Below are 1,493 nucleotides of genomic sequence, written 5' to 3' on the forward strand. Positions count from 1 at the left end.
CGCCCGGGTCGGCGATGACGGTGTGGCCCGTGCACGCGGCGACACGCGCGAAGCCATGCTGATAGATCGACCAGAAGTTCACAGGGGGAAGCCTAGAACTTCTGCTCTACGGCGGTCGCGGGCGCTCGCCTTTGCCCCGAACCCGGACGTACAGTACCCCTAGGGGTATTTCTCGAGGAGTGAGCGTGGAACTGGAGCTTGAGGGCGCGTCCCTGAAGGCCGTCCTGAACCGGCTGCGGCGCGCGCAGGGCCAGATCTCCGGGGTGATCCGGATGATCGAGGAGGGCCGCGACTGCGAGGAGGTCGTCACCCAGCTGGCCGCCGCCTCGCGGGCGCTGGACCGCGCCGGGTTCGCGATCATCGCCACGGGGCTCCAGCAGTGCGTGGCCGACATCGAGTCGGGGCGCAGGAACGGGGAGGACGCGGAGGCGATGAAGGCGCGGATGGAGCGGCTGTTCCTGTCGCTGGCGTGATCCGCTGACCGGCCCTCGGGTCCTTTCGGGTCCCTGGGGCCCCTGGGGCCTCGTACACCCGCGCGCGGGCCGTTCGGCCCTTGTCCGCCCCCGCCCGCCCTGACTTCACTGGTCCGTCGGCCCCCGACCACCACCGGCAAGGCGGAACGCCCGATGACCAGTGACACGACCACCGGCGCCACCCCTCGGCAGCGGGACCGGCGCGGCAGCCGGCCCGCCCCGCCCGGGGCCGCGACCACCGCCTCCCGCGCCTTCGCCTGGCTGCTGATCGTGACCGGCGCGCTCGGCATCCTGGCCTCCTTCGTGATCACGATCGACAAGATCCAGCTGATCCAGGACCCGCACTTCACCCCGTCCTGCAACCTCAGCCCGGTGCTGTCCTGTTCCAGCGTGATGCGCAGCGCCCAGGCGTCCGTCCTCGGCTTCCCCAACCCCCTGCTCGGCCTCGCCGCCTACCCCGTCGTGGTCACCACCGGCTGCGCCCTGCTGTCCGGCGCCCGCTTCCGGCGCTGGTTCTGGCTCGGCCTGAACGCGGGCACGGCGTTCGGCGCGGGCTTCTGCATGTGGCTGATGAGCCAGGCCCTGTACGACATCGGCGCGCTGTGCCTGTGGTGCTGCCTGGCCTGGGCCGCCACCATCGCGATGTTCTGGTACACCACCGCGCACAACCTGATGCACGGCGTCGTCCGCGCGCCCCGCGCCGTGGTGGCGGGCGTCCTGGAGTTCCACTGGGTGGTGCCGCTCACCTGGTACCTCGGCATCGTGATGCTGATCGCCACGCGCTGGTGGGACTACTGGGTGTCGCTGCTGTGACCCGGCTGTCTCCGACGCCGCTGTCTCCGACGCCCCTTTCCCCTCCCCTTTTCTCGCCCCCTTCCCCGACCCCGCTTTCTCCGCCCCGGCCTTCTCCGACCTGGCTCTCTCCGCCCCGGCTTTCCCTGCCCCCGTTTCCGAGGCGGCCGGGGCCGACCGGCCCTGCCACCGCCCGCGCCGCCCCGGTTAGCGTCGCGCGATGGAGCG

Annotated in this window: 2 protein-coding genes; both read left to right on the plus strand. The window is 71.8% G+C overall.

Annotated features, from left to right (window positions below):
- The first annotated feature begins 185 nt into the window (after positions 1-185).
- The gene (locus ACPC54_RS41945) at positions 186-473 is read left to right on the plus strand and encodes a metal-sensitive transcriptional regulator (protein ID WP_111583148.1); all 288 of its coding nucleotides are present in this window, start codon (positions 186-188) and stop codon (positions 471-473) included.
- A gap of 153 nt (positions 474-626) precedes the next feature.
- The gene (locus ACPC54_RS41950) at positions 627-1,286 is read left to right on the plus strand and encodes a vitamin K epoxide reductase family protein (RefSeq protein ID WP_111583147.1); all 660 of its coding nucleotides are present in this window, start codon (positions 627-629) and stop codon (positions 1,284-1,286) included.
- Positions 1,287-1,493 lie beyond the last annotated feature (207 nt).

Origin of the sequence: Kitasatospora sp. NPDC094028 (assembly GCF_049543595.1) — a bacterium.
Taxonomy (GTDB): Bacteria; Actinomycetota; Actinomycetes; order Streptomycetales; family Streptomycetaceae; genus Kitasatospora.